Below are 14145 nucleotides of genomic sequence, written 5' to 3'. Positions count from 1 at the left end.
ACTGACGAGCGTCACGCTGCCCAGGAGCGCGGCGACAAGAATGATCCATCGAGGACGGCGACCACGGGTGTGTGCAGACGGGACCTGGTTCATGCCTTCAGTGAAGGCAGCGCACTGTTGTCGGACCGTAACGAGTTTTCGGTATGTCGACGATATGCCTCGGCTGGCAGCATCGAAGGTGTGCGCGTGTTGATCGTGGAGGACGAGCCGTATCTGGCCGAGGCCATCCGTGACGGGCTGCGCTTGGAGGCGATCGCGGCGGACATCGCCGGTGATGGGGAGCTCGCACTGGAGCTGTTGAGCATCAACAGCTATGACCTTGCGGTCTTGGACCGTGACATTCCTGGTCCCTCCGGTGACGAGGTAGCCAGAAGCATCGTCGCCTCCGGCAGCGGCATGCCGATCCTGATGCTCACCGCGGCCGACCGGCTGGACGACAAGGCCTCGGGCTTCGAGCTCGGCGCCGACGACTATCTGACCAAGCCGTTCGAGCTGCGGGAGCTCGTGCTTCGTCTGCGGGCACTCGATCGCCGTCGCGCACACAACCGACCACCGGTACGCGAGATCGCCGGCCTGCGGCTGGATCCGTTCCGCCGGGAGGTCTATCGCGATGGTCGCTACGTAGCCCTGACCCGTAAGCAGTTCGCTGTGCTCGAGGTCCTGGTCGCGGCCGATGGCGGGGTGATCAGTGCTGAGGAGTTGCTGGAGCGGGCGTGGGACGAGAATGCCGACCCGTTCACCAACGCGGTACGGATCACCGTCTCGGCACTGCGCAAGCGGCTCGGCGAACCCTGGATCATCGCCACGGTGCCCGGGGTCGGCTATCGCATCCACACCGACGCGGGATCCACCGATCGCGGGGCGTGAGCATGGACAGGCAGCCAGGCTTGAGCGTTCGCGTCAAACTCACGCTCAGCTACGCGGCGTTTCTGACCGTCGCCGGCGGCGTGCTCATCGGCGTCGTCTGGTATTTCCTCCTGAGGTCCCGTTCGACTCTCTACCTCCCCACGCTTCACGACTTCCTGCTCGTGCTCAATCCCAACAACTTCGGTCCTCGGATCTTCAGCCCTGCTGCCCTTTCCGCCCTGGTCTGATGCTGGTGATCGGATTGGTGGGTGGATGGATCGTCGCCGGCCGCATGCTGGCCCCGCTCACGCGCATCACCCGTGCTGTGCGCAAGGCCGAGAACGGGTCGCTCTCGCATCGGATCGAGTTGGAAGGACGCGACGACGAATTCCGGGAGTTGGCCGACGCGTTCGACGCCATGCTCGCCCAGCTCGAAGCACGAGTCAGCGAGCAGCAGAGGTTTGCGGCCAACGCTTCGCACGAGCTGCGTACCCCGCTGGCGGTCACCCAGACCCTGCTCGACGTCGCCCGCCGGAGCCCTAACCCGGACGACGGTGAACTGTTGGAACGCCTCCGCGTGGTCAATACCCGGGCGATCGACCTCACCGAGGCTCTGCTCGTGCTCAGCCGGGCAGATCAACGATCGTTCACTCGCGAGCCCGTCGACGTATCCCTTCTTGTCGAAGAAGCCACCGAGACGCTCCTTCCGCTGGCAGAAAGACACGGCGTCGCCATCGATATCTCCGGAGACATCACACCTGCTGCCGGGTCGCCCGCGCTGCTGTTCCAGCTGACCACCAACCTGCTGCACAATGCGATCGTCCACAATCTGCCGGAGGACGGCACAGTCTGGGTGACAACCGGTGTGGAGCACGAGTGGGCAAGACTCACGGTCGAGAACACCGGCGAGCGACTTACGGCCCAGTCGGTCTCGACCCTCACCGAGGCGTTTCAACGCGGGACCGAACGCGTACACAGCGACCACGCAGGTGTCGGTCTCGGTCTAGCCATCGTCAAGAGCATCACCCGGGCACACGACGGAATCCTCACCCTCACACCACGGGACGGCGGCGGCCTTCGCGTGACGGTGCAACTGCCTGTCAGTGCCCCGGCCTAGGTTGAGTCAGACGTCCGTGCAGATCGGTGACGGACTGGCGCGGACGAGGTAGGAGCGAGCATGGACGACTACGAGTTCTCGGCCGAACTGTGGATCTGGCAGGCTCGCCAGGAAGACGGCTGGACCTTCCTGAGCGTGCCGGACGAGGTTTCAGAAGAGATTCGCGCGTACGCGGCCAGCCGCCCGCCGACAGGCTTCGGCTCGGTACGCGTGTCGGTGACTATCGAAGACTCCACCTGGCAGACCTCGGTCTTCCCGGGAGACAGCGGCAGATATGCGCTGCCCATCAAGAAGGCCGTTCGCCGCGCTCAAGGCATCGAGGCCGGCGATGTGGCCACGGTCAGACTGCGCATCATCGACAGCTGACCGGGTGGAGTCGGGGGTGTGTGCGACGCGCGTTGGCTGGCCATGACTGTGCCGAGCAGGCTCAATCGGTCCTCGTGGCCGGGCTGAGGAACGAAGACGATCATCGTCGGGCCGGGCATGCCGCGCAGTGGATAGGCATCCCACTCCACGTCGATGTCCCCAATTCGGGGGTGCCGGATGGTCTTAGCGCCGTGGACGTTGTCGCGCACTTCGTTGCGAGCCCAAAGACGTCGGAACTCGCTGCTGCGCAAACTCAGCTCTCCGACGATCTTCACGGCTCTCGGGTCAGTGGGATCGTGCCCGATCGCCGCGCGGAACAGACCGATGTAGTCCAGAGCCATCGTCTCCCAGCCCTTGCAACGCAGTCTGGAGTCGTCGTCATGGAAGAGGACGTGAAGCATGTTGCGGCGGTCTTGAGGCAGGTCGAGAGGGTCGCCGAGCAGGTCGGCGGCGGCGGCGTTCCAGGCGAGTACGTCGAGGTGGCGGCTGAGAACGAACGCAGGCAGTCCCATCGCTTCGAGCATTCGCTTCGCGTTCTCGGGCACGCGATCCTGCTTGCGGCGTTTGGGGCTTCCGGCTGGCGAACGGCGCGTGCCAGGGTCATCAGGTGGCGGTGCTCTGCCGCATCGAGACGCAAAGCGTCCGAGATCGAGTCGAGCAGGGCGTCCGAGGGCTTCGCGCCCCTGCCCTGCTCCAGACGCTGGTAGTAGTCGGTGCTCAGCCCAGCGAAGACAGCGACCTCTTCGCGCCGCAGCCCATCCACCCGACGACGCGGCCCCGGCTCCAGACCGAGATCCTCCGGGCGGGTTCGCTCCCGACGAGACCGGAGGAAGGCTCCGAGTTCTCGTGCGGCCAGCGATGAGGTGCTCATGTAAACCATTGTCCTACCGGGTCAGGTCGAGCGGGACAGGTTCCGCACGAGTCCACGACGTTGCCGATGGCTACCATGTCCCCGATGCTCAGGCCGGTCACGGCAGGGCTGATGGCGGTCACGGTGCCGGTCATCTCTCGTGCCCCGTGACCAATGGCATGTTGCTCGCGTTACCGTGGCGCACGGCGTGCAAGTCTGAGCCGCAGACTCCGCAGTAGCGGATCTGGACCGCGACATCGTCGTCGCGCAGATCGCGGCGGGCGAACGACCATTGGCTGAGCGGACTGCCGGGACCATGCACAGCCCAGCCTGTCGTAGAGCGCACACCACCATTGTCCGGCCAAGCAGAGCGGCGAGGGTGGGTCTGGCAAACCGAGGATACCGAGGACGCGGGAGAAGCAACGGAACGCTCCTAGCGTGGCGTCTATGAGTGCATGGACAGCAGCTGATATCCCCGACCAGACCGGACGGACCGCGATCATCACAGGTGCGAACTCTGGGCTCGGTCTCGTCACGGCAACCGAACTCGCGCGCCACGGAGCCGACGTCATCCTCGCAGTTCGGAACACCTCAGCCGGCGAGACCGTGGCGGCCAGCATCCGCGCCGAGACCCGCAACGCCACCGTCTCGGTTCGGCAGCTTGACCTCGCATCCCTCGACTCCGTCCGCGCGTTCGCCGACCGTGCCTCAGACGAACTCGACCGGATCGACCTGCTCGTCAACAACGCCGGCCTCGTCATCCTCGGAGATCGGCAGACGACCAGCGACTGCTTCGAACTGCATTTCGGCACCAATCACCTCGGCCACTTCGCCCTCACCGGCAGGCTGCTCCCGCTCCTCGAACGCGGACAATCGCCCCGAGTCGTGTCGCTTAGCTCCCTCTCCCACAAGGGCGCGCACCTCGACTTCGCCGACCTCATGTTCGAGAAGACCTGGGACGCCTCCGCCGCCTATGGCGCATCGAAGCTCGCCAACACGATCTTCGGCATCGAACTGGATCGTCGCCTTCGCGCCGCAGGTTCGCCAATCATCAGCACGCTCGCCCACCCCGGAGTCTCCCGGTCGAATCTCACCCCGCGCGCCTGGGAGAACCGGGGCGTGGTCGGAAAGCTCATTGCCTCCGCCTACGCGGCCATGAATACCCAGCCGACCGAGCAGGGCGCTCTCCCGCAGCTGTACGCAGCAACCGCCGAAGGTGTGCACGGAGGCCAGTTCTTCGGTCCGAACGGAAACAACGAGCAGCGCGGGAATCCGACCGAGGTTCAAGCCACCGCCGAGGCCAACGACCCCAGCGTGGGAAAGAGGCTCTGGGAGGTATCCGAGCGACTCACTCACGTCGACTACCTCGACGCGTGACCATGATGATCGCGGGGTAGGGCGTGGATCACGGTATCCCTGGATCCGACCCGATCCTGGCGAACAAGCACGATCCGTACCCCGGTTGTACCGGTGGCGTACGACTGCGTGAAGATCATCGTCATCCGCGACGGCTCGGCGTCCTGTTCTCCAAGTCGCCGTGAAGAACGATCCGAGGTCGTCCACTTCGTCGTGGACGACGAAGTCGAGGATCATCGTGTCCGGCCCGAGTTTGGCTATCTCGGTCGCCATGCGACGTAGTAGGCGCGGCAAGTCGCCCTGGTGCTGCCCTCGACCGTTGGTCAGGCTTAGGTGGGAGCAGGTGTCGGGGCTTGTCCATGCCACAGCGTTACGGTAGCTGGCTGAGCGACGCACTACGAGGGAGTCCTGGGCTTAACGCCTGCACTCGATTGGCGTTGGATGCGCGGTGATCTGTCCACCAGGGTCTGGTGAGGTATGTCTCCCTTGCATTGATCGGGGACAGGACGGGGAGTCCGGCACACCCTTGCCCCAGGTCCCAAGCGTCAGGCACCTAAGAAAGATAGGTGCCGAACGCCCCGATCGGCACCCAGAGAGCCGAGAAACAGCACGCGAGAGGAAGAGTCACGTACAGGACGCGCTGAGCGCGGTGTCGATCTCGCGGCGTTTCGGGCGTGCACCGGATGAAGGTGTGGACGCGCACGAAAGACCTGCTGCGGTAAGAGCGCCGTGCTGTCTGAGAACACCGACGACGGCACGTCCGGCGAACTGACCAGTTCGTTGCCTGCTATCTGCATGATTCGATTGCTGCTAAATGTAGTCTTCAAGTATGGCCTATCAGCGTCGCGTCCTGGACGACGAACTTGACCTGCTCCTCGGTGTACTGCCGGCGGTGGCGATCGACGGTGCCAAGGCGGTCGGCAAGACCTCGACGGCACAAGAGCGGGCACGCAGTGTGGTGCAGCTAGACATGCGCGCGGTGCGGGAGGCCGTGTCGGCCGATCCGTCGGCGATCCTTGTGCGTCAGCGACCGCTACTGATCGACGAATGGCAGAAGGCGCCAGATGTGTGGGACGTTGTCCGGCGCGCGGTAGACGAGGATCGCTCCCCAGGTCAGTTCCTCTTCACCGGCAGTGCCTCACCGCAGCCCGGTGCGACCGCCCACACCGGCGCGGGTCGGATCACGCGGCTGCGCATGCGACCCCTCGCCTTCACCGAGCGAGGGCTGATAGCGCCCACAGTCAGTCTGGAACGGCTTCTGTCCGGGGCGGGCGAACCCGTCGAAGGGCACAGCGAACTCGGCCTGGTCGACTATGTCGCCGAGATCATGGCCTCCGGGTTCCCCGGACTACGGGGGCTGCCCGACCGGCTCCTACGCGGCGAACTCGACAGCTACCTGCACAATGCCGTCGACCGCGACATCCCCGATCAGGGTCTAGCGGTACGCAAGCCAGCGGTGCTGCTCGACTGGCTGCGCGCCTACGCCGCAGCCAGTTCAGGAACCGCGAGCTACACCGAGATTCTCGACGCCTCAACCGCGGGGCTCACCGACAAACCTGCCCGCTCGACAACAACCGCCTACCGCGACGCGCTCATGCAACTCTGGTTGCTCGACCCGCTGCCCGCCTGGGCTCCGCTCGGGCAGGAGTTCACACGACTCGGCCAGACCCCGTCTCACCACCTTGCCGACCCGGCCCTGGCCGCTCGACTGCTCGGCCTGACCCGGCAGTCGCTGCTTGACGGCGGCGGAACCCCACTCGGCCCGCAGGAAGGCACGCTCCTCGGCCGCCTGTTTGAGTCGCTCGTCACGCTCAGCGTCCGCGTCCTGGCTCAGCGAGCGGAGGCCGAGGTCACGCACCTGCGCACCCGCAATGGCGACCATGAGGTCGATCTCATGGTCAGCGACCCGTCAGGCCAGGTGCTCGCGATCGAGGTCAAGCTCTCCGGTTCGATCTCCGACCGGGACGTCAGGCACCTGAACTGGCTCACCAACACCTACCGCGGCCGCATCCTCGACCGCATCGTGATCAACACCGGTCCCATCGCCTACCGCCGCGCAGATGGCATCGCAGTCGTACCGCTCGCCCTTCTTGGCCCCTGAAGTCGACGCAGGGAGCTTCCCGTCACCACCAGCGCGTACATGGCATCAAGATCTGCGAAGACGCAAGACTACGATCCGGCTCGCTGAGCCGTTCGCCGTCCTCGTACCAGAACCCACATCTCCCCGATGTCAGCGGCTCTAGTACGTCCGATTGGGTGGGCCTAAGTGGACTTGAACCACTGACCTCTGCCTTATCAGAGTCGATTCTGGATGCCACGCAGTCCGAGACCAGTACGTGGTGGCGTGTTCCAGGGGACTCGGGGGAGGGTCAGGGCCGCCTTTGGCGCCGGTCGCGCTGCTTTCCTGCTGCCCGGGCAACTCGCACGAGGTCATCAGGTGTGCAGCTCGAACCGCGGCAGGACAATGGTGAACACCGCCCCACCACCCGGACGATTTCCAGCCGCGATCGTGCCGCGGTGCGCACGGATGATCTCGTCGACCAGGGCCAGCCCCAGGCCGTAGTGGCGAGGCCGGTCGGTGCCGGTCTCGTCGCGGCTACTCGCGAAGCGGAGGAAGAGATTCGGCGCCGCGTCCTTGGAAATGCCGGGGCCGTCATCGACGACCTCGATCACGACCCGCTCAGGGTCTGCGATCACGGTGATGCCAACCTCGGCGCTGGCATGTCCCAAGGCGTTGTCGATGAGCGCGGTCAGTGCGCGATAGAGCCCGGAGCGATTGGCTGCCGGAATCACCGCCGGCTCCGGCGCATCAGTGAGCAGGCGGATACGTCGTTCGTCCGCGTAGGCCTGGGCGGCGGCGACCGCCTCCCGCGTCAGCGCGGCGACATCGGTGGCTCCCGTCACGACCTGCCGGAGGTCGGACGCGGCCAACAGGTCCTCCAGGATCGAGGTCAGGTTGGCCGCGTCCTCGACCAGTCCGGCCGCGTCGGTGTTTACCGCCGTTGCCAGCCCGGGGACCGTGGTGGCTGAGGCGTAGGTTGCGTGGCGTACGCGGCGCGCCATCAGCTGGGCCCGGGTGCTGAGCAGGGTCAGCGGAGTCCTCAGCTCGTGGCCGGCGTCGGCCACGAACCGACGCTGCAGGGTCAGCGCCTGGGCCATCGGCCGGACGGCACGCCGGGACAGCCAGGCCGAGCCGAGGACCGCCAGCAGCAAACCGACACCGCCCGCCAGGGCGATTGCGCGAAGCAGGCGCATCACCTCGGCCTCCTGGTCTGCGAGGTCCAGCACCGCCTGGGCGGTGTCGTCCCCGTGCTGGGCCGTGCGTACCGCGTACCGACGGCCGTCGATCTCGACGGTTCGCTGATCCGTGACCCCGGACTCGCGCACTTGCGCCATCACCTGGGTGTCCGGCAGACCGCTCGGCATCTGGGACGACACTCGGTAGCCGTTGGGGTCGGCCACGGCCACCTGCACCCCGCCGAGCGGCGCGGAGTCGTCGGCGTCATGGCCGCGCCCGTTGCCGTGACTGGTCGAAATCGCGTTGTCGAGCAGCTGCCGTGTCTGCGCGTGCTGGCTGCGCAGCACGGTGACCACCAGCACGGCGGCCACCACCATCAGGCAGACGAGGAACAACGCACCGATCTGCAGACCGAGGCGCCAGCTCGCTCGGCCGACCAGGTCCTGGTCAGTGGCCGCGAGACCTCGGCCCCGAAGGCGCTTCATCGCGATCCCAGCTGGTAGCCGACGCCACGGACCGTACGGATGATTCCTCGGCCGAGCTTGCGCCGCAGGTAGTGCACGTAGGTGTCCACGACGCCGTCCTCGGCGGCGTCGGTGAAGACGAGCTCGCGCAGGTCCTCACGGTCGAAGACCTGGCGGGGTCGACGAGCCAGGAGCACCAGCAGGGCTAGCTCGCGCTCTGACAGAGTCACCTGTTGCCCGTCGTCGCCGATCGCGATCCGGGACTGGATGAGCAACCTTCCCTGCGGCAGCGCGAGCTCTTCGGCCCGGTCGACATGTCGCCGCAGCAGCGCCCGGATCCGGGCGAGCAGCTCGTCTACGTCGAAGGGCTTGGACAGATAGTCCTCCGCCCCGGCGTCGAGGCCGTCCACCCGGTCGGCGGCGAGGCCGAGCGCTGACAAGATCAACACCGGTGTCTCGACCCCACGAGACCTCAGCCGGGACAGCAGATCTAGTCCGTCGATCGCCGGCAGACCGCGGTCGAGCACGATGGCGTCGAATCGTCCGCTCAAGCCGAGATGGAGTCCGCGCTGGCCGTCACGGGCGACCTCAACCCGGTAACCCTCCAGCTCCAGCAGGTCGGCCAGCATCCCGCACAGCTGTGGGTCGTCCTCAACCACGAGTACCTGCTGCGGCGGCGTCGACCCCGAGTTCACGACGCCCATGGCTCAGCCGACGTCTGACCAGGCGGCCGCGGCGCCACTGTGTCCGATCAAGACCACGTCGACCAGTGTGCCCGCTGCCGCCACGACGACCACCAGCAGCACCACGATGCGCAGCCAGGTCGGCATCACCCGGCCACGGGTGATCCTCGGCGCGCCGGGGCGCCACAGGTACGCACCGGCCGCCCCGACGAGCAACGCGATCACCCAGGGCAGCAGGCTGTCGGCCAAGTGGGCGTGGCGCTCGATCAACGCCGAGTGGCTCAACTTGTGCTCCAGCTGCTCGCCCGACTGGGTCGTCAGAGGCACCAGGATCAAGGTCAGCGCCGGCAACACCAGCACGCCGACACCGATCCAATCCCGGAAACGGCTCCACAGCACACTCAGCAGTACCGTCAGCGCCGCGACCGGCACGACGACGACGGTGGCGTGCACGATGAGCGGGTGGACGGGGAGTCCGAACACGGTGATGTACATGGAAGACACTCCTGGGTCGACTCTCTCTCTCAGGTCAACCTGCACGGCATTTCTTGGACGTTTCTGTGGACGGCCTCCGTCGGTACAGCCTGCGCTGCGCTGGCCCACAGGCTCTCCACAAGCTGCTCTGAGAATCCTCTGACTTCGTCTCCGCAGGATGGGCTAACGAGGAAAGGAGACGTACCCGTGAACGACGCCCCCCCGCACAGCGGTTCACGCTGGGAGCCACCGAGCGGCCCGGCATCCCCGGGCACGTCCGGGCTGCAAGCCCTGACCGCTCTGGCCGATCCCGCGCCGGTGACCGTTGCCGCGTCAGCGAACCAAGACGAGCGCGACCGGCGCCGCCGCGGCCCTCGCGCGGCCCTGGTCGCCCTGCTCGCGCTCCTGGTGATGCTGCTGTCTGGCGCGTGGGTGGCGTGGGGCGACCAGCTGCGGGCGCTGGTGCACCCGGAAGGCACGGCGGCCCCAGCAGCCGACCACGGCGGCGGCTCCCAGCCTCGAACACCCGACGACGGTGGGGCCGATGGCGGCCGTGCCGGCGACGGCCCGGGCGCGCGCCACCACGGCGACCGGACCGGCCCCGAAGGCGACGGGCAGCGCGGCGACCACGGGCAGCTCAGCGGCGGCATCGACGACGGTAACGTGACCGACGAGAGCAACCCGAGCACGCAGGGCGGCGCCCGATGAGCGGCGCGGTGACGACGGCCCGGACGGGCTACGCGACCGGCTGGGGAGCCGTCGACGACTCGAGCAGGGACTCCAGCCGGAGGCTCCGGCCCGGTCACCGGGCACGGCGCGACAACACCTCGCGGCTGGTCGCCGGGCTGCTGCTGTGGCTGGGGCTGCTGCTGGTCACCTACTGGTGGGTCGCCGACGGCGGGATCAGCGACCTTGGCGGTTGGGCGACCGCGCTGATGTCGGTGGGCCGTATCGCCGGTCTGTGGTCGGCCCAGCTGCTCCTGGTGCAGGTGCTGCTGATGGCCAGGTTGCCGTGGCTGGAGAACGCGTACGGCCGGGACCGGCTCGTCCGCATCCACCGGGTGGTCGGCTTCACGTCCTTCAGCCTGATGGTCACCCACGTCGTCGTGATCATCGGCGGTTACGCCGCTGGCCAGTGGTCCGCGGTGCTCTCGACCACCTGGGACCTGGTGACCACTTACGGCGGCATGCTGCTCGCGGCCGCCGGCACTGTGTGCCTGGTGATGGTGGTGGTAACCAGCCTGCGCGCCGCCCGCCGGCGCCTGCGGTACGAGTCGTGGCACCTGCTGCACCTCTACGCCTACCTGGGCGTGGGTCTGGCCCTGCCCCATCAGCTCTGGACGGGCCAGGAGTTCCTGCAGTCCCGCACGGCCACGATCTACTGGTGGGCGCTGTGGGCCGTCACGGCCGTCGCCGTGCTGGTCTGGAGAGTCGCTCTGCCCCTGATCCGCAGCACCCGGCACCAGCTCCGGGTCACGTCGGTCGTGCCCGAGTCCAGCGACGTAGTGTCGGTCTACCTGACCGGCCGACGGCTCGATGCGCTGCCACTGGAGGCCGGCCAGTTCCTCAACGTGCGGTTCCTCAGCGGAGCCGGCTGGACCCGGTCCAACCCGTACTCGCTCTCCGCCGCTCCCGACGGCCACAGCATCCGGCTGACCGCGCGTCTGGTCGGTGACGGCAGCCGGCGGATGGCCGCCGTGCCGCCCGGCACGAAGGTCACCTTCGAGGGCCCGTACGGCCGGCTGGGCGAACGCGCCCGTCACAGCCGCCGGGTGCTGATGATCGGCGCTGGGGTCGGTATCACCCCGCTGCGGGCGCTCGCCGAGGGTCTGGACTACGCCCCGGGCGACGCCGCCCTCATCCAGCGTTACCGGGACGAGCCCTTGTTCACCGATGAGCTCGGCGTCCTCGCGACCGAACGTGGCCTGCAGGTGGCCTTCCTGCCGGGTCGCCGGACCAACGCGACCTCGGTGCTCGGCCCGCTGGCCACCGGACCTGAGGACGAGGTGCTCCGGGCATGGGTGCCGGATCTGGCGGAGCGGGACGTCTTCGTTTGCGGACCCACGCCGTGGACCGCACGGGTCGTCAAGCTGTGCCGCGCCGCCGGCGTACCGGGCGACCGCATCCACACAGAGAGCTTCGGTTGGTGACCCCATGAGACGCATCGTCCTTTGGCTGGCCTCGACGGTGACCATCGTCGTGCTGCTGTTCGGCTACCACACCTCGCGAAACCAGACCGAGGCGGCGACGGCACCCACCGCCTCCGCCCCGTCGACCTCCTCTTCCTCGCCGGGCAGCGGCGGGTCGACGGGCTCCGGCTCCGGCAGCGGATCGGGAGGCTCGGGCTCCGACGAGTCCGGAGCGACGCCCAGCCCGAGTCCCAGCAACTCGAGCTCGGACAGCTCCGATTCGAAGAGCAACGACACCTCGGCCAGCGGGACCTACACCGGATCGGTCGCCCAGACCCGCTGGGGACCGGTCCAGGTCGAGATCACCGTGGCCGGCAGCAAGATCACCAAAGTCGACGTGGTGCAGTACCCGGACGGCAACCACCGTGACGAGGAGATCAACGCGTACGCCATCCCGACCCTGGTACAGGAGACCCTGTCGCAGCAGAGCGCGGCCATCGATATGGTCAGCGGCGCCACTGTGACCAGCGACGGCTATGTCCAGTCGTTGCAGTCCGCCCTCGACAAGGCGGGAATCTGACTATGGACACCCCGGCCGCACCCACCCTCGAGGTCCGGCGCTTCGTCGAGCACGTGATGGGCATGCCGATCAGCCTGGCGCTGCGTGGACCCGGCGCGTACTCGTCGGCCGCTCGAACCGCCTGGACCGCGGTGAGGGCCGAGTTGACCGAGGTCGACCGGGTCTTCAGCACCTACCGATCCGACTCCTACGTGAGCCGGCTGGCCAGAGGCGAGATCGAGCTCGCGGACTGCCCGGTCGAGGTCGTCGAGGTGCTCGGCCTCGGCCGCCGGGCCGAGGCGGAGTCCGACGGCGCCTTCTCGATCATGCTGCCGGACGGCGCGGGTGGCCGTCGCCTCGATCCCAGCGGCGTGGTCAAGGGCTGGGCGGTGCAACGGGCCTCGAGGCACCTCGCCGCGGTCCCCGACACCGACTTCTGCCTCTCAGCCGGCGGCGACATGGTGTGTCGAGTCGTCGCCCCCGACCGTCCGGCCTGGCGGATCGGGATCGAGGATCCGCGCGACCCCAGCCGCGTGCTCGCCGTAGTGCCCGTACGGACAGCTGCCGTGGCGACCTCGGGCACGGCCCAGCGAGGCGAGCACCTGCTCGACCCCCGAACCGGCGGGGTCGCGCAGGGGCCCGCGTCCGTGACAGTGGTCGCCCCCGACCTCACGTGGGCCGACATCGACGCGACGGCGGCGTATGTGCTGGGGGAGCGCGCGGTCGACTGGCTCGGTAGTCGACCTCTGACCAGCGCCTTGGTGGTGTGGTCAGACGGCAGCACGAACACGGTGGACGGCCGGCGACGGCGAGGGCCGCACGGGTCCGAGCCGAAGGATCACCCCACCGTGGTGCCTAACAGCGTGCCGATCAAGTAGGTGGCTGCAAGAGCGAGTACACCACCGATGAGGGTGCGCACGACCGCGGCCACCGGCCGAGCGCCGCCGATCCACGCGGCAATCCAACCGGTGATAGCCAGCGCCACCATCACCGCCAAAACGGTGAGGATCAGCCGGATCTGCGGCGGCGCCAGCAGGATGGTGGCCAGCGGCAGCAGAGCACCAACGGTGAAGGCGACCGCAGACGCCAGCGCGGCATGCCACGGGCTGACGACGTCGTCTTGATCGATGTTCAGCTCCATCGACAGGTGCGCGCGCAACGCGTCCGTCGCCGTCAGCTCGGTCGCCACGAGTTGCGCCGTCGACTCGCTCAAACCCTGCTCGCGGTAGAGACCGACCAGCTCGTCGAACTCGGCGCCCGGATCGTCGGCGAGCTCGCGTCGTTCCTTTGCGATCATGGCCCGCTCACTGTCTCGCTGGCTCGATACCGACACGTACTCACCGAGCGCCATCGAGATCGCGCCGCCGACCAGCGCCGCGGTGCCCGCCAGCAGCACCGGTGTCTGCTCCACCGTGCCGCCGGCGACTCCGACCACCACGGCCGCCGTGGACACGATGCCGTCGTTCGCGCCTAGCACGCCTGCCCGCAACCAGTTGAGCCGCTGCTCGATACCTGGCCGATGGGGCTCCTGGGGATGCGCTGGCCACGCCGAGTCCGTAGTCACAGCAAGCAGGCTAGGTCCCCGCCGCCGAGGTCGACAAGCCCGTGATCGCACTCATGATCGCGCCGCTGATCATCCACGCCAAGTCGCTCCCGACCACGGTGTCCGGGAAGGCGGTGATCAGCCATAGAGCACCTGCCCGCGCAGGATCGAGCGAGCTACGTCCCGCCTCGCACGTGCAATAACATCCAGGGCCGCAGCCGACTGCACATCAGCAGGCAACACACCACCGGCCCAAATCACATGCACGCGTTGCCCAGCGACCAGTTCTGCTGCCTTTCGCTGCTTCTTGGGACAACAGGAGCCACCCTCCAAGGTTCGGAAAGTGCTTCTGACCAGGAGATATACGGTGGGCCTAAGTGGACTTGAACCACTGACCTCTGCCTTATCAGGGCAGCGCTCTAACCGACTGAGCTATAGGCCCGAGGGTGCTCCGGTGCATCTCGGCGCGATCGCCAACCTTAGTCGATCACTGGGGACTGGCCCAAATCGAAACATTGAC

At 67.5% G+C, this 14145-nt stretch carries 18 protein-coding genes, 1 tRNA gene and 1 pseudogene; 11 read left to right on the top strand and 9 right to left on the bottom strand.

Annotation, left to right across the window (positions count from 1 at the left end):
* Positions 1-180: 180 nt before the first annotated feature.
* Genes MLP_RS00160 through MLP_RS00145 form a run of 4 tightly spaced genes read left to right on the top strand, consistent with a single transcriptional unit; the run spans position 181 to position 2329 of the window.
* On the top strand, positions 181-867 hold the full coding sequence (locus MLP_RS00160) for a response regulator transcription factor (RefSeq protein ID WP_013860939.1): 687 nt from the start codon (positions 181-183) through the stop codon (positions 865-867).
* A 20-nt stretch (positions 868-887) separates the two neighbouring features.
* On the top strand, positions 888-1094 hold the full coding sequence (locus MLP_RS29150; RefSeq protein ID WP_269453376.1) for a hypothetical protein: 207 nt from the start codon (positions 888-890) through the stop codon (positions 1092-1094).
* Entirely contained in the window at positions 1094-1963 is an 870-nt protein-coding gene (locus tag MLP_RS00150) for a sensor histidine kinase (protein WP_013860937.1), read from the top strand. The genes MLP_RS29150 and MLP_RS00150 overlap by 1 nt, the downstream gene beginning before the upstream one ends.
* 60 nt (positions 1964-2023) lie before the next feature.
* Positions 2024-2329, top strand: coding sequence for a DUF1905 domain-containing protein (locus MLP_RS00145; RefSeq protein WP_013860936.1), 306 nt, complete (start codon positions 2024-2026; stop codon positions 2327-2329).
* Here the strand turns inward: MLP_RS00145 and MLP_RS28435 are convergent.
* From MLP_RS28435 to MLP_RS29375, 4 genes and pseudogenes are all read right to left on the bottom strand, one after another.
* Positions 2272-2874 carry an MmyB family transcriptional regulator gene (locus MLP_RS28435; protein ID WP_013860935.1) on the bottom strand — a complete coding sequence of 201 codons (603 nt, stop codon included), beginning with the start codon at positions 2872-2874 and terminating at the stop codon, positions 2272-2274. The two genes, MLP_RS00145 and MLP_RS28435, sit on opposite strands and share 58 nt — an antisense overlap.
* A 71-nt stretch (positions 2875-2945) precedes the next feature.
* A pseudogene (locus MLP_RS29385) lies at positions 2946-3200 on the bottom strand (helix-turn-helix domain-containing protein); the annotation flags it as partial.
* Entirely contained in the window at positions 3197-3334 is a 138-nt protein-coding gene (locus tag MLP_RS29380) for an alcohol dehydrogenase catalytic domain-containing protein (RefSeq protein WP_013860933.1), read from the bottom strand. The gene MLP_RS29380 and the pseudogene MLP_RS29385, both read right to left, overlap by 4 nt.
* Positions 3331-3501, bottom strand: coding sequence for an alcohol dehydrogenase catalytic domain-containing protein (locus tag MLP_RS29375; RefSeq protein WP_013860932.1), 171 nt, complete (start codon positions 3499-3501; stop codon positions 3331-3333). The genes MLP_RS29380 and MLP_RS29375 overlap by 4 nt, the downstream gene beginning before the upstream one ends.
* 125 nt (positions 3502-3626) lie before the next feature.
* Here MLP_RS29375 and MLP_RS00135 point away from each other — a divergent pair, with 125 nt between their 5' ends.
* The 3 genes from MLP_RS00135 to MLP_RS00130 all read left to right on the top strand — a co-directional run bounded on the left by MLP_RS00135 (position 3627) and on the right by MLP_RS00130 (position 6636).
* A complete protein-coding gene (locus MLP_RS00135; protein ID WP_041789545.1) occupies positions 3627-4556 on the top strand; it encodes an oxidoreductase in 930 nt (309 codons plus the stop codon).
* Between the two features lie 108 nt (positions 4557-4664).
* The gene (locus MLP_RS27755) at positions 4665-4817 is read left to right on the top strand and encodes a hypothetical protein (protein ID WP_156820974.1); all 153 of its coding nucleotides are present in this window, start codon (positions 4665-4667) and stop codon (positions 4815-4817) included.
* Positions 4818-5364: 547 nt separating this feature from the next.
* Positions 5365-6636, top strand: coding sequence for an ATP-binding protein (locus tag MLP_RS00130; RefSeq protein ID WP_013860929.1), 1272 nt, complete (start codon positions 5365-5367; stop codon positions 6634-6636).
* Between the two features lie 332 nt (positions 6637-6968).
* On the opposite strand, the gene MLP_RS00125 is transcribed toward MLP_RS00130, so the two are convergent.
* From MLP_RS00125 to MLP_RS00115, 3 genes are read right to left on the bottom strand one after another with little or no spacing between them, the layout of a single operon-like run.
* A complete protein-coding gene (locus MLP_RS00125) occupies positions 6969-8258 on the bottom strand; it encodes a sensor histidine kinase (protein ID WP_013860928.1) in 1290 nt (429 codons plus the stop codon).
* A complete protein-coding gene (locus tag MLP_RS00120) occupies positions 8255-8896 on the bottom strand; it encodes a response regulator transcription factor (protein ID WP_231851396.1) in 642 nt (213 codons plus the stop codon). Before MLP_RS00120 ends, MLP_RS00125 begins: the two co-directional genes overlap by 4 nt.
* Positions 8897-8944: 48 nt before the next feature.
* A complete protein-coding gene (locus MLP_RS00115; RefSeq protein WP_013860926.1) occupies positions 8945-9415 on the bottom strand; it encodes a DUF2231 domain-containing protein in 471 nt (156 codons plus the stop codon).
* A 186-nt stretch (positions 9416-9601) separates the two neighbouring features.
* Here MLP_RS00115 and MLP_RS00110 point away from each other — a divergent pair, with 186 nt between their 5' ends.
* The 4 genes from MLP_RS00110 to MLP_RS00095 are packed head-to-tail and all read left to right on the top strand — an operon-like array spanning position 9602 to position 12960.
* A complete protein-coding gene (locus tag MLP_RS00110) occupies positions 9602-10102 on the top strand; it encodes a hypothetical protein (RefSeq protein ID WP_041789544.1) in 501 nt (166 codons plus the stop codon).
* A complete protein-coding gene (locus MLP_RS00105; protein ID WP_013860923.1) occupies positions 10099-11544 on the top strand; it encodes a ferredoxin reductase family protein in 1446 nt (481 codons plus the stop codon). The genes MLP_RS00110 and MLP_RS00105 overlap by 4 nt, the downstream gene beginning before the upstream one ends.
* Positions 11545-11548: 4 nt before the next feature.
* Positions 11549-12103, top strand: coding sequence for an FMN-binding protein (locus MLP_RS00100; RefSeq protein WP_013860922.1), 555 nt, complete (start codon positions 11549-11551; stop codon positions 12101-12103).
* Positions 12104-12105: 2 nt separating this feature from the next.
* Positions 12106-12960 carry an FAD:protein FMN transferase gene (locus tag MLP_RS00095; protein WP_013860921.1) on the top strand — a complete coding sequence of 285 codons (855 nt, stop codon included), beginning with the start codon at positions 12106-12108 and terminating at the stop codon, positions 12958-12960.
* On the opposite strand, the gene MLP_RS00090 is transcribed toward MLP_RS00095, so the two are convergent.
* Together MLP_RS00090 and MLP_RS00085 are read right to left on the bottom strand one after the other, a co-directional pair.
* Positions 12921-13646, bottom strand: a complete 726-nt coding sequence (locus MLP_RS00090) for a VIT1/CCC1 transporter family protein (RefSeq protein WP_013860920.1) — start codon at positions 13644-13646, stop codon at positions 12921-12923. The two genes, MLP_RS00095 and MLP_RS00090, sit on opposite strands and share 40 nt — an antisense overlap.
* A 347-nt stretch (positions 13647-13993) precedes the next feature.
* Positions 13994-14067: transfer RNA gene (locus MLP_RS00085), tRNA-Ile, on the bottom strand.
* Between the last annotated feature and the right edge of the window lie 78 nt (positions 14068-14145).

The sequence above is a fragment of the Microlunatus phosphovorus NM-1 genome, from assembly GCF_000270245.1.
In the GTDB taxonomy this organism is placed as follows: domain Bacteria; phylum Actinomycetota; class Actinomycetes; order Propionibacteriales; family Propionibacteriaceae; genus Microlunatus; species Microlunatus phosphovorus.
This window is presented reverse-complemented; position numbering and strand designations above follow the sequence as displayed.

Bases quoted from the DNA above. Each gene is read 5' to 3' on its own strand.
- MLP_RS00150 (WP_013860937.1), top strand. From the start codon at position 1,094: ATGCTGGTGATCGGATTGGTGGGTGGATGGATCGTCGCCGGCCGCATG.
- MLP_RS00145 (WP_013860936.1), top strand. From the start codon at position 2,024: ATGGACGACTACGAGTTCTCGGCCGAACTGTGGATCTGGCAGGCTCGC.
- MLP_RS29380 (WP_013860933.1), bottom strand. From the start codon at position 3,334: ATGACCGGCACCGTGACCGCCATCAGCCCTGCCGTGACCGGCCTGAGC.
- MLP_RS00135 (WP_041789545.1), top strand. From the start codon at position 3,627: ATGAGTGCATGGACAGCAGCTGATATCCCCGACCAGACCGGACGGACC.
- MLP_RS00130 (WP_013860929.1), top strand. From the start codon at position 5,365: ATGGCCTATCAGCGTCGCGTCCTGGACGACGAACTTGACCTGCTCCTC.
- MLP_RS00125 (WP_013860928.1), bottom strand. From the start codon at position 8,258: ATGAAGCGCCTTCGGGGCCGAGGTCTCGCGGCCACTGACCAGGACCTG.
- MLP_RS00115 (WP_013860926.1), bottom strand. From the start codon at position 9,415: ATGTACATCACCGTGTTCGGACTCCCCGTCCACCCGCTCATCGTGCAC.
- MLP_RS00105 (WP_013860923.1), top strand. From the start codon at position 10,099: ATGAGCGGCGCGGTGACGACGGCCCGGACGGGCTACGCGACCGGCTGG.
- MLP_RS00100 (WP_013860922.1), top strand. From the start codon at position 11,549: ATGAGACGCATCGTCCTTTGGCTGGCCTCGACGGTGACCATCGTCGTG.
- MLP_RS00095 (WP_013860921.1), top strand. From the start codon at position 12,106: ATGGACACCCCGGCCGCACCCACCCTCGAGGTCCGGCGCTTCGTCGAG.